General features: G+C 63.3%; 13 protein-coding genes and 1 pseudogene. 1 reads left to right on the forward strand and 13 read right to left on the reverse strand.

What is annotated here, in order from left to right; all coding sequences use genetic code 11:
* Positions 1–94: 94 nt before the first annotated feature.
* The 4 genes from F816_RS0108780 to F816_RS0108795 form a co-directional block, all read right to left on the reverse strand.
* Positions 95–1078, reverse strand: a complete 984-nt coding sequence (locus F816_RS0108780; protein WP_038085658.1) for a DUF4382 domain-containing protein — start codon at positions 1076–1078, stop codon at positions 95–97.
* A gap of 316 nt (positions 1079–1394) precedes the next feature.
* Positions 1395–2045: a 2OG-Fe(II) oxygenase gene (locus F816_RS0108785; RefSeq protein WP_081622685.1), complete on the reverse strand. Its 651-nt coding sequence runs from the start codon at positions 2043–2045 to the stop codon at positions 1395–1397.
* 315 nt (positions 2046–2360) lie between these two features.
* Positions 2361–3233, reverse strand: a complete 873-nt coding sequence (locus F816_RS0108790; protein ID WP_019594423.1) for a DMT family transporter — start codon at positions 3231–3233, stop codon at positions 2361–2363.
* A gap of 177 nt (positions 3234–3410) precedes the next feature.
* Positions 3411–4757 carry an ABC transporter substrate-binding protein gene (locus tag F816_RS0108795; RefSeq protein WP_019594424.1) on the reverse strand — a complete coding sequence of 449 codons (1347 nt, stop codon included), beginning with the start codon at positions 4755–4757 and terminating at the stop codon, positions 3411–3413.
* 437 nt (positions 4758–5194) lie between these two features.
* Between F816_RS0108795 and F816_RS0108800 the strand changes: the two genes are divergently transcribed.
* Positions 5195–5950 (forward strand): GntR family transcriptional regulator, encoded by a 756-nt coding sequence (locus tag F816_RS0108800; RefSeq protein WP_019594425.1) that lies wholly within the window; start codon positions 5195–5197, stop codon positions 5948–5950.
* A 57-nt stretch (positions 5951–6007) separates the two neighbouring features.
* On the opposite strand, the gene F816_RS0108805 is transcribed toward F816_RS0108800, so the two are convergent.
* The 9 genes and pseudogenes from F816_RS0108805 to F816_RS0108845 form a co-directional block, all read right to left on the reverse strand.
* Entirely contained in the window at positions 6008–6985 is a 978-nt protein-coding gene (locus F816_RS0108805; RefSeq protein WP_019594426.1) for an electron transfer flavoprotein subunit alpha/FixB family protein, read from the reverse strand.
* Position 6986: 1 nt separating this feature from the next.
* On the reverse strand, positions 6987–7736 hold the full coding sequence (locus tag F816_RS0108810) for an electron transfer flavoprotein subunit beta/FixA family protein (protein ID WP_019594427.1): 750 nt from the start codon (positions 7734–7736) through the stop codon (positions 6987–6989).
* Positions 7737–7786: 50 nt separating this feature from the next.
* Positions 7787–9424 (reverse strand): annotated as a pseudogene (locus F816_RS0108815) (electron transfer flavoprotein-ubiquinone oxidoreductase); the annotation flags it as partial.
* A 28-nt stretch (positions 9425–9452) separates the two neighbouring features.
* On the reverse strand, positions 9453–10229 hold the full coding sequence (locus F816_RS0108820) for a ferredoxin--NADP reductase (RefSeq protein WP_019594429.1): 777 nt from the start codon (positions 10227–10229) through the stop codon (positions 9453–9455).
* Positions 10230–10234: 5 nt separating this feature from the next.
* On the reverse strand, positions 10235–10582 hold the full coding sequence (locus F816_RS0108825; RefSeq protein WP_019594430.1) for a gamma-butyrobetaine hydroxylase-like domain-containing protein: 348 nt from the start codon (positions 10580–10582) through the stop codon (positions 10235–10237).
* Positions 10582–10806 (reverse strand): hypothetical protein, encoded by a 225-nt coding sequence (locus F816_RS0108830; protein WP_026333209.1) that lies wholly within the window; start codon positions 10804–10806, stop codon positions 10582–10584. Before F816_RS0108830 ends, F816_RS0108825 begins: the two co-directional genes overlap by 1 nt.
* Before the next feature lie 6 nt (positions 10807–10812).
* The gene (fdxA, locus tag F816_RS0108835) at positions 10813–11136 is read right to left on the reverse strand and encodes a ferredoxin FdxA (protein ID WP_019594432.1); all 324 of its coding nucleotides are present in this window, start codon (positions 11134–11136) and stop codon (positions 10813–10815) included.
* Between the two features lie 51 nt (positions 11137–11187).
* Complete coding sequence (locus F816_RS0108840) at positions 11188–12147, reverse strand: HEAT repeat domain-containing protein (RefSeq protein ID WP_019594433.1); 960 nt, start codon at positions 12145–12147, stop codon at positions 11188–11190.
* 11 nt (positions 12148–12158) lie between these two features.
* On the reverse strand, positions 12159–12392 hold the full coding sequence (locus tag F816_RS0108845; RefSeq protein WP_019594434.1) for a ferredoxin family protein: 234 nt from the start codon (positions 12390–12392) through the stop codon (positions 12159–12161).
* Positions 12393–12395 lie beyond the last annotated feature (3 nt).

Below are 12395 nucleotides of genomic sequence, written 5' to 3' on the forward strand. Positions count from 1 at the left end.
CGGGTTCTCGCCCGGCACCCCTTTTCCTGCCTCTGCTTGCTGCAGGGGATGAGCCCACAATCGGGGCCCAATCGAACGGTCGTGAGGAGCGATCCTAGAAATTCACCTCCGTCGTCTCGCCCGCCTCGACTTCGGCATTGGCCTGATCGACGAACTCGATTGGCGTCTCCTCTTCCGGATCGTCCTCACCGGCCTCGAAGGTCAGGGCCACCGTATACTCGCCCGCCTCCAGGAAGCCTGCAGTGTAGCGATACTCCCAGTCACCGGTCTCCTCTATATGGCGGTACTGCACGTTGGCCGTGGTCACTGCATCGTCATCGTCGTCGCGGAGATCCCGAGGCTCACGGTCGAGACCCTCGAAGACATAAACCGCCGCACCCGGACAGGCGTGTAGCCCCTCTTCGCGCTCTTCACAGGTGAAATCGTCAGGGAACAACGTAGGGTCGACCGTGCCGGTGATGGCACCCACGGCATCGTTGTCCACGAGCCGCAGTGAGCGGCGCATGCGATGAAAACCGTCGCGCGAGTCCTCAACAATGGCCTTGCGCAGATCGAAGTCCACAGTGAACGAAACCTCGCCATCCTCGGGAACAGAGAAACCACCCGAGAGCTGTAGCCCAGCCTGGTTGCCCCCGGGGATGATCAGGCGGTCTTCGTTGCCATCCATGAACTCGATGAAGGATGTGGTTGCGATGCCTCCTTGGGAGCCGGGGAAGTCCACCACTTCCTCGCTCTCCTCCAGATGGAAACGGAGCCATGCGTACTCACCAGCGGGGACCTCTTCGTCCTCGAACAGGAATTCGGAGTCCTCGCCCTGCAACGTGAGCAAGTCGATCTCGCGAACCTCTTCGTCCTCGCCCAGATCGATGCGAATGCGTTCACCGTCGGAGGGCTGGAGTTCGATATGGGTAAAGCGGACCACTACTCGGCTGGCCGAATCGACCGGGGCATCCGTCACGGCCAGGCTCATCTGCCCGGTCCCGCCACTGTCCGAACCGCCGCTCCCGCCGCCGCCACAGGCAACGAGCCCTGCCGTTGCAATCCCCAAGCCCACCCAACGCGTGAAATTCCCCATCATGTGCGTCACAGCCTCCCTTTATCCAAAGATGTCCGATCAAAGCCTAGCCACTTTGATGAGCTCATTGGGGCGCAAGGCCGTTTGAAGAAAGACCAAGACCAGAAAACCGGAAAGGCGTCACATGAATCGGTCCACTCGGTCCCGAACGCCAGGATCTGCGCCGGGCCGCAAGGCATTACCCAGGGTCGCTAGTGCGATTCGGGCGTATCAGCAAGATACACGCCACACGATGTTTTCTAACTCACGCACGGCACTTTCCTGAACCAAGGAACAAACCGTCACTGAAATTCATTAAGACCCAATTAAAAACATGACGTTAGTAGCGGTCAAGGCTGGCCAGAGGGCCTGCGGGATCGCGTACGCGCATCCAGGAGGCGATGCTGGCGCGCCAGCGGCGGGTCGGGAGGACCGCATGGGGCACGTCCTGGCTGAGGAACATCACCAAGGTGCCGGCACGGGGCTGGATGCGCTGGATCTCGCGCGCGTCCCTGTCGTAGATGGCCAACTCCCCACCATCACGGGTACGCCAGTGGCGATTGAGGTAAAACACCAGCGACAAGCGACGGCAGTTACCCGCCTGAAACGCATCCACATGGCGGGCGTAATGGGCCCCAGGTGGATAAAGGGCAAAGTGAGATTCCGTCTCGAACAGCCCCGGGACCAACGCTCGGTTCACTTCTAGACGCACTTGGTCCAGCGCCGCCATAAAAACCTGCTGCGCCGCACTCTCGCCGTCCAGCCAGTGGATCCAGTCTCCTCGCGTCGACCGGTCGCGATGGCGTTCACCGGCGCGGCCGATCCGTGCCTGTTGCAGGCTACTCGCATCGCGCAGGGCATAGAGCTCTCCCCGCAGGGCGTCGACCTGAGCGGCCTCCAGGAATCGTGGCCAAACCACGGGCTCTCCGGCGGCGAGCCGATCCAGCCAATCGGGAACAGGAGCCGCGTCGAGCTGGCCCTCCCCGGGCATTGACGCTGGGGATATACCACCGGGCACCGCTATCGGCGGGATCGTCATTGTGGGCGCACGCGCCGCCAATTCAGTCTTCAAACCCTTTTAGCCTCGTTCAATATCCAACACCGCACGGGGTGTGCGATCAGTCAGGTCGATACCTGCCCTGTCCAAAAAACGCCAGAGGTCCCGGGATGGCGGATCAAAAGAACCGAGGTCCCTGTTGCTCCGCCATCCAACACATCCATCGCTTATACACCAGAATGGCCGGAAGGATGACCACCGACGGCGAGGTTCGTTGGTGTTTCTCAGAGTCGCTGAGACATCCAGCGTTCAGAGCTCTTCTGACTTCAGGTTTTCGGATTTTCCCATCCTCTTTGGCTTTGCGAGCACCAATGCAATACCACCCAGCACGGCGATACCGGCGAGCACCAGACGCAAGGTTAACGGTTCTGCCAGAAGGCCGATTCCCGCGATGGCGGTGATTACGGGCACGCTCAGCTGGGCAACCGCAGCTGTAGAGGTCCGGATAAGCTTGAGTGCGGCGTACCAGACTGCGTATCCGAGACCGGAGGCTAGTGCCCCCGATAAAACGGCCAATAGAGCTCCCAAGCCGTCCACGACGACACCTGGAATGCACGCCATCACTACGACCAGGGCGGGCAGGCTCGCCAGGAGGAAATTCGATGCCGTCACCCGGGTGGGATCACCGCTTCCGCTCGCCCGCAGCGTGTAGATACCCCAGGCAACACCCGCCGCGATCATCAGTGCAGCAGGGATCGGTGGCGGTGCCGAGAGTCCAGGCGACAGCAACCAAATGAGCCCTGCGAGTGCCAGGGAAAAGCCGGTCCATTGGCGGAATGTCAAACGTTCGCCAGTCGCCAGGTACCAACTGACCATGGTGACCTGAACCGCGCCGAACAGTAGCAGCGCACCGGTCGCTGCCGTCAGGGCGATATAGGCGAACGAGAACGCGATGGCGTATACGAATAGCGCGACTGCCGAACCCCAAGTGCCCCGTCCTTCGGGAAGCGCCGGCTGGGCGCGAACGATCAGCCACAGGATGATCGCACCGGAAACGAGCCGGATAGCGGTGAAGCTGACGGGATCGATTGACGTCGAAGTGAACGCGGCGCGCGTCAGGACGGAATTGGCAGCGAACGCAATGAGCGCCAACGACATCAGCAGTACAACGCGGACCCGCATCGGCGTCAGGCTCCTTTGCAGCGTGGAAGGCGAGTAGCGATGGGAAGGCACAAGGCTCGAGGCCAAGCCCACAGGGAGACGATCATCGTCGCTCCAGGCATGAAAAAGCCATGGCCGATCGGCCATGGCTTTTTCAGAGAGAAACGGGTCGGATGACCCGCAAAATGGATAGAAGGTCTAGTAACGCAGGGCGGCGAGTTCGACAGGTGTACCGCCATTTTCGCTGGCATATTGCTCGGCGTCGCCGGCCCGCATGAAGGCCACGTAGTCATCGTCAGTCTCGACGTACGAGGCGACGTGACCGAACAGCTTGAGGCCCGTACCGTGGTCGTATACGTACGTCGCGCGGACCTCGACGCCCGAGTCCTCCGCTTCTTCCACAGCGGCCAGCATCTCGCCGATGGAGTCGTACTTCACGATGCCTTCTTCGGCGAACCAAACCTCGGCCGGCGGGAACCCGGGGGCACCGGGCTCGGACAGGACGATCTTGCCCAGCTGCTCTTCATAGTCCTTGCCCTGGGCCTCGAAGACCGCGCGGACAAAGCTGTCATCCACCCAGCGATCGAAGTCCAGGTCCGGGACCGAGCGTTCCCGCTGCAGCGTCGCGTGGTGGTACTTGAGCGCATCCACCCACTCGGGCTTCAGGGTCGGGTCGACCGAGGTAATACCCCCCTCGCTGAAGTACAGGTACAGCACCTCTTTCTCGATGGTGGTCCATTCTTCGAGCTTGGTCGCCGCCCGCATCGGGTCTTCCATGATCCATTCCTGGGCCTCCATGGTGGCGGCGATGTACGCCTCGACCACGCGCGGATGCTCTTCCGCGAAGTCATCCCGGACCACGGTCCCGTGGAACGTCGGCTGGCCGACTTCGCTACCGTCAAACACCTTGCGGCCAAAGCCGCGATACTCCATTACCTCGGACCACGGCGTGAAGTTCGAGTGGGCATCGATGTTACCGGTCCGAATATTCGCAACCCCGACCGGCGGGCCCTGGTCGCGGAGCTGGATGTCATCCAGGATCCCCGCCTGGCTCAGTGCATCCAGGGTCATGCCCCAGGCAGCACTGCCAAACGGCGTCGAAAGCTGCTGGCCGGCGAGATCCGACAGGCTCTGCGCAGGGGAATCGACCGGGACCACGATGCCATTGCCTGTACCGCGGGCGTTGTACCCGGTCATGGCAACGAACAGGGACTCGGCACGACCGGTGTTCTGGAAGGTCGCGCCATTCACGATCAGGGGATAGTCCCCCATCACGCCGAACTCGAGCTGCCCCGCGATCATTCGGTTGGTAATCGGCGGCCCGGAATCGAAGTCCGCGTACTGCACGACAAACTCGACATCCTCGTACTTGCCATCGGTAGGCAAATGTTCCTCGAACAGACGCAGGCGTTCGATGACGACCCCACCCGATACCGTATTGGTAACCTGACTCTGGTGTCCGACCCGGATCTGGACCGTCTCGGCCACCGCAGCCCCGGAAAATGCCGCGATTGCTACACCGGCAACGATTGGCTTCCAACGCATGGTTCTTCTCCCTTCAAGAGTGTCCGCCAAAATGGCGCATCCAACGTTTGATCAGTCGATCGCCCCCTGCATGGGGACTTGCCTGTACTAACAGGCCATGACTGATCTACCGGATATGCAGCAGGTTCCGTGCCGTACCGGTCACTCGGGAGAAAATAAACTTCAATTCATTGTTTTTGCTTGGTTACCTCTCTCTATCCGCAATGCATTGGTATCAGCCATCACTTGCTCTACCGCCCCAACCTGGGGAATACCTGCGCCATTGGAGTGCCAGATCACGGGACCGAGCGCCCCCAATCATGACAAGCAATACACCTGTCGCAGGCAGTCCCCCCGCTGCGGGGTCTCGTCTTCCCGCCACATCCTTCGTTCCACTACCCATCTCACCCCTTCTATGACACGATATGATGAGTTGAATCGAGGAACGAGACGCGCCCATGGAATCCAGCACCCCGGACCGCCAAACGCTTCAGGAATCCCCGCAGCCACTTTATGTCCAGATCAAGGAAACCCTGCGTCAGCGGATCCTCGACGGCACCTATCAGCCGCACCAGAAACTTCCGTCGGAGAGCGAATTCACGCGCCGCTTTGGGGTCAGCCGCATCACCATCCGCCAGGCGCTTCGCGACCTGCATAACGAAGGACTGATCTTCAGCTCGCAGGGCAAGGGCAGCTTCGTCAGCAAACCCAAGGCGGTACAGAACGTCCGCCGTCTGGAAGGGTTCGGCGAGGCCATGGCCGCCCAGGGCTACGAGGCGACGGCCCGGGTCGTATCAATCGAGGAGATCGTGCCACCCAAGAACGTGCGCGAGGCGCTCGACCTCAGTGGCGCACAGACCGGCTCCGTGGTGGAAGTGAAACGCGTGCGCTATCTGAACCGGGTACCGGTCTCCCTGGAGATCAGCTATTTCCCCCTGGATGTCGGACGCCCGCTGTTCAACCAGGACCTTTCCGGCGACATCTTCCCGCTGCTGGAAAACCTGTCGGGCATCCCGCTGGGCGCGGCCAACATCAGCATCGATGCCGGCCTCGCAAACGACGAAGTACAGGAACAATTGGGACTGTCTGGAGCAGACCCGGTGCTGCAGGTGGAGCGCCTTACACACGACCGGGCCGGGCGCCCGATCGACTTCGAATTCCTGTTCTTCGTCGGCGACTCGTTCAAGTACCGCTTCGAGATCGACCGCTCGTGACACGGGGGCCGGTGCCCGCAGTGCTTCCTGCAGGCACCGGGCTCGCTTCCTGAAGGGTCAGGCCTCGGCGAGCTCGGGATTCGACGCGCCTCGAAGCAAACGCATCTTTTCGCGCAGCTCTGGAAGGATCTCGAACAGGTCACCCACCAGACCATAGTCGGCGACACCGAAGATGGGGGCGTCGGGGTCCTTGTTGATCGCGACGATGACCTTGGACCCCGTCATCCCGGCAAGGTGTTGAATAGCTCCGGAGATCCCCACCGCGATGTACAGCTCGGGTGCGACCACCTTGCCGGTCTGTCCCACTTGGCAGTCGTTGGGAGCATAACCGGCATCGACGGCGGCGCGGGAAGCACCAACCGCGGCGTTCAGATCCGCCGCCAGCTCCTCCAGCAGACGGAATTTCTCCACACTGCCGAAGGCGCGGCCACCGGAGACGACGATCCCGGAGGATTCCAGTTGCGGCCGGTCCGACTCGTCGAGTTGGAGTTCGACCTCGCGGGCTTGCCCGTGGGCCTCGCCGGCCTCAATGCGTTCAATCTGGCCCTCACCGCCGCCCACCGCCTCTTTGGCGAACGCGGTCGGGCGTATGGTCAACAGCTTGTACGGCTCCAGCACCCGCAAGGTTTCGTTGGCATTGCCCGCGTAGATCGGGTGCACGAACGTCTCCGCGTCCTGGATCACGGTGACATCCGAGACCATCTGGATGTCGACCAGCGCCGCCACCCGGGGGAGCAGGTTTTTCCCGAACGTGGTGGCGGGCGCAAGCACATGACTGTAGTGCTCGACATGTCTGGCCACCAACCCAGAAAGATCCTCAGCAAGGCCGCCTGCCAGATGGGGCGCCTCGGCGACCAGCACACGACGGACCCCGGCCATTGAGGCGAGGCTTTCGGCCGCCGCGGCGGGGCGTGCACCTGCAACCAGGATGTCGATGGGGCCGTCCAGTTCACGGGCAGCCGTCAGGGTGGACAAGGTGCTGGCGGCCAGGGTCTCCCCTGCCGTCTCCGCTACAACCAGTATCGTGTTCGTCATCTCAGATCACCCCCGCTTCGTTGCGTAGCTTGTCGAGCAACTCGTCCACATTCGCGACCTTCACGCCCGCGTCGCGGGGGACGGGCTCGGTGACTTCAATGCGCTCCACCCGCGGGCGCATGTCCACGCCCAGGGCCTCGGGTGTGCGCTCCTCGATGGGACGCTTTTTCGCCTTCATCATCGCGGGGAGTTTCACGAATCGGGGCTCGTTAAGTCGCAGGTCCGTCGTCACCACGGCGGGCAGGTCCAGTTCGACGGTCTGCTGCCCGCCATCGATCTCGCGCGCCACCCGTGCCCGGCCATCCTCAATGGTCAACTCGGACGCGAAGGTGCCCTGGGGCCAGCCCAGGAGGGCAGCGGTCATCTGTCCGGTCTGGTTGGCGTCGTCGTCGATCGCCTGCTTGCCAAGCAGCACCAGGTCGACGGCCTCCTCGCGCGCGACCGCAGCCAACAGCGCGGCCACGTTCAGGGGCTGCGGCGATTCCGGCACATCGATCCGGATCGCGCGGTCCGCGCCCATCGCCAGGGCGCTGCGCAGGACCTCCTGACTGGCTTCATCACCGACCGTCACCGCCACCAGTTCGCTGCAGACGCCGGCCTCTTTCAGGCGCACGGCCTCCTCCAGCGCAATCTCGTCGAAGGGGTTGGCGGACATCCGGACGTTTTCCGTCTCGACACCGCTGCCATCCGACTTCACGCGGATGTTCACGTTGTAATCGATCACTCGCTTTACGCCGACCAATACTTTCATCGCATTCACTCCCGTTGACTTTGCGGCCCGGCATACGGCCTCGATAGGCCTTACATGCCCGAATAGATCGGGCCCTCGCCGCCTTGCGGTACCTGCCACTGGATATTCTGGGTGGGGTCCTTGATGTCGCAGGTCTTGCAGTGCACGCAGTTCGCTGCGTTGATCTGCAGGCGCGGTCCCTGGTCGCCGTCGACGATCTCGTACACCCCCGCCGGGCAATAACGTGTCTCGGGCGCCCCGAATTCGGCCAGGTTCACCTGGATCGGGACGTCGGGATCACGCAGCCGCAGATGGCAGGGCTGGTTCTCGTCGTGATTGGTGTTCGACAGGTGCACCGATGACAACAACGGGAACGTAAGCTCCCCGTCCGGCGCCGGATACTCGATGGGCGAGGCATCCGACTGTCGCTGCAGCTGGTCGTGATCCGCGTGCTGGGAAAACGTCCATGGCGCACGGCCACCGAACAGGTACGTGTCCGCGGCGGCATACGCCAGCCCACCCCACAAGCCCCATCGGGCAAAGGCCGGGCGGATATTGCGCGCGCGCCGAAGTTCGGACCAGACCCAGGAGTCCGCAAGGGCCCGGTCGACACCGGTAGCCTCCATCGGTTCGGATGCGTTCGCCCAGTGCTCGAACACCGCGTCCGCCGCCAGCATCCCGGATTTCATTGCGGTGTGGGTGCCCTTGATGCGGGCCACGTTCAACAGGCCCGCGGCATCCCCCACCAGCATCCCGCCGGGGAACTCCAGCTTGGGGCAGGACTGAACCCCACCCTCCACCAAGGCTCGCGCTCCATAGGACAGGCGGCGACCGCCCTCTAGATGGCGGCGAATCTCCGGATGGGTCTTGAACCGCTGCATCTCCTGGTAGGGCGAGAGGTTCGGGTTGGCGTAGTCGAGCCCGATCACGAACCCCACGGACACGCGGCGCTCGTCGAAGTGATACAGGAAGCCGCCGCCGTAGGTCCGGGCGTCCAGAGGCCAGCCGACGGTATGCACCACGGTGCCCGGGCGGTGGACCGCTTCGTCCACTTCCCAGACCTCCTTGATGCCTATGCCGTAGGTCTGCGGATCGGCATCGCGATCCAGCTCGTAGGCGGCAATCACCTGCTGGCTCAGCGAACCCCGGCAACCTTCCGCCAGGAGGGTCCGCCCCGCCACGATCTCCACACCGGGCTCGTGCTGCGGGCCGGGTCTACCGTCCGGCTGCAAACCGGTGTCCGCAGTGGCAACGCCCCGCACGGAACCCTGCTCGTCATAGAGCACCTCGGCCGCCGCGAAGCCCGGGTAGATGTCCACCCCCAGCGCCTCCGCCTGCTCGCCCAGCCACCGGCACAGGTTGCCCAGCGAACCCACATAGTGGCCCTCGTTGCGCAATGCGCCCGGGGTGGGCAGTCGCAGGCTTCCCTGCTCGCGCAGCAACAGGAAGTGATCGTCGACCGCCGGCGTCTTCAACGGAGCCCCGAGATCGCGCCAGTCGGGGATCAACTCGTCCAGCGAGCGTGGATCAATCACCGCACCGGAAAGAATGTGGGCCCCGACCTCGGGCCCCTTTTCCAGTACGCAGACCGAGAGGTCGTCCCGGCCCTGGTCCTGCGCCAACTGGCGCAGCCGGATCGCGGCCGCGAGGCCCGAAGGACCCGCGCCCACGATGACCACATCCATTTCGATCTGCTCGCGTTCCATGGTGGTCTCCCGCTCAGTCGGCGTGGATGGGCTACTGCTCGACGAAGGCCCGCTCGATCACGTACTCACCCGGCACGCCCGTCTTGGGTGAGGCGGTGAACCCCATCTGATCGAGCAGGTTCGACAGGTCCTCGAGCATCGCCGGACTGCCGCAGATCATCGCGCGGTCGTGTTCCGGATCGAGCCGCGGCAGGCCGAGGTCATCGGTCATCTTTCCGCTCTCGATCAGGTCCGTGATGCGGCCCTGGTGAACAAAGTCCTCGCGCGTGACCGTCGGGTAATAGAGCAATTGCTCCTGCGCGAGCTCGCCGAGGTATTCGTGGTTCGGGAGCTCCTCGGTCAGGTACTGGTGGTAAGCCAGCTCGCTCTTGAAACGCACACCATGGACCAGGATGACCTTCTCGAAACGCTCGTAGGTCTCCGGATCGCGGATGATGCTCATGTAGGGCGCCAGTCCGGTACCCGTACCGAACAGATACAGGTTTTTGCCCGGCAGCAGATCGTGGATCACCAGCGTGCCAGTCGCCTTGCGGCTTACCAGGAGCTGGTCACCCTCGTTGATGTGCTGCAGACGCGAGGTCAACGGGCCATCCGGCACCTTGATGCTCAGGAACTCGAGGTACTCCTCGTGATTCGGGCTCACGATGCTGTAGGCACGCAGCAGGGGCTTACCCTCCACCTCGAGGCCGATCATCACGAAATGACCGTTCTCGAAGCGCAGGCCCGGATCGCGCGTGGTCTTGAAGCTGAATAACGTGTCATTCCAGTGGTGCACGCTCAGCACTTCTTGTGGGTCACAGGCTGCCATGGGGTCTACCTCCCAGATTCCAGTCGGGTTGTGCTTCCATCATTGGTTGAATGAGCCGGGGCCTGGGCGCTGATCTCCCACAGGTAGCGCCACGGATAAATGCCCTGCTCGTGGCCGTCGGAGAATACGAAGCGCACCCCGCTCACGCCGAACGGGACGATGTCGAGCACCTTCACCTGCACGGCATTGGTAACCGGCTCGTCACGCCGCCGCGCCGCGGTGCAATGGGCACAGCGACAGGCCAGGCGTAATGCCTCAAAGCGCTTGCCGGTGACCTCTCCGGACGGCCAGCAAAACTGGACCGCGCCCTCCTTCCCTTGAAGGCGAATCTCGTTCGGCGGTTGCATGTTCATCACGCCATCTCCTTGTTGGCCCGGGGGCCACCGTTCACGGGGCAAGTGCGCGCGAGTTGCGCGAGCACCGATTCCTCGATCGCCAGGCTGCTCACCGGGGGCGAGACCAACGGGCTCTCGGGGTCATCCACCGGCCGCGCGCCGAGCAGCGTCGCAACACCGGTCAACCAGGCGCCAAGAAATGCGCCCCGCATAGCCCAACCTGTAATGACAAGACGAGACATAACGAATCAGCGTGCCAGCTCGGCCAGCTTGCCCGAGCGTTCGATCCACTCTTCCGCATCCGGCAGCGGGTCCTTGGCCGCGGTAATCACGGGCCACAGGCCCGCCAGCTCGGCGTTCAGCGCCAACAGATGCTGCTGATCCTCGGTCAACTCGCCTTCCGGCTGAATGGCCTCGGGCGGACACTCGGGGACACACAGGTCACAGTCGATGCACTCCACCGGGTCGATCACCAGCATGTTGGGACCCTCGTGGAAGCAGTCCGCCGGGCATACCTCGACGCAATCGGTGTACTTGCACCGGATACAGTTCTCGTTCACTACGTAGGTCACGGTCGCCTCCGTTCGGCTACAGGTCACACTCGGGGAAAAACGCGCGGCGAATCAGCTCGCCACGCGCAGTTTCGACTGGGCCCACAAGGCGGTCTTGCGGACATCGGGGTCGGGATCGTCCAGCGCACTTTCCACGTACGCCTGCGCCCGCGAATCACCGATCTCGCCCAGCGCGCCGACGGCGGCCTTGCGCAGGTTCGATACCGGGTCGTCGGTGCACACGCCAACCGCCTCGACCGCCTGCGGATCGCGCAGGGTGCCCAGGGCCTCTACCGCCTTCTCGCGCACCTGCCAGAACGAGTCGCGAGTGGCCTCGATCAGGGTCTGCAGCGCGGCCTTCAAGCGCAGCTTGCCGATCATGGAAGCGGCCTCGGTACGGACCTGCCAGTTCTCGTCCTGGAGCCCCGCGAGCAGCGCACCACCGATCGAGTCCGGGTCGCCGTACGACAGGGCACTTACCGCCACGCGCCGCACTTCGGGATCGACATCCTCGCGCGCCCGTTCCATCAAGACCGGAAGATTGGCGGGTGAACGCAGCCATCCGAGCACCGAGACCGCCTCGCGGCGGACACCGGCATCGGTGTGCTGCAGGAAGGCGAGGGCTGGCTCGCCGCTCTCCGCCAGCCGCATCGGCTTGAGCGCGCCCAGAATGCCGACGATGACGAACGGGTCGTCACTGCCTTGCAGGGCATCAAGAAGCGGCTGGGCCGCGTCAGTATCCTTGAGATCCGCCAGCGCATGGGCGGCCGCATTGCGCACTGCCTCGTCACTATCGCCGAGCGCCGCCAGCAAGGCATCCGCGATGTCGGCGGATTCGAACTCATCCACCACCTTGGCGGCCTCGCGCCGGACCGACGGGTCCGGATCTTTCAGGGCCTGGGTCAGCAAACCGGCGGCCTCGGGCTCGGCGCTGTCCACCAGGGCCAGGACGCCCACGCGGCGCATCTCCACATCATCGGAGGTCAACTTGTCCGCGATGTCCTGCAGTTCGGGATCGTCGTATTGGCTCATCTTGTCCACCTTTAGCTGAGCAGATAGGGAATGTTCACGGTGACCGCATCGGTCGGGCAGTCCTTCTCGCACGGCATGCAGTACCAGCATTCGTCGTAGCGCATGTGGGCCTTGCCCGTGGCCTCGTTGATCATCAGGACATCCAGCGGACAGACGTCGATGCAGACCCGGCAACCCTTGTCGGCGATGCACTTTTCTTCATCGACCACCACCGGGACGGTCGTCTTGTGGTTGGCTACAGGCATGTC

Source organism: Thioalkalivibrio sp. ALM2T, assembly GCF_000381505.1.
Taxonomy (GTDB): domain Bacteria; phylum Pseudomonadota; class Gammaproteobacteria; order Ectothiorhodospirales; family Ectothiorhodospiraceae; genus Thioalkalivibrio; species Thioalkalivibrio versutus.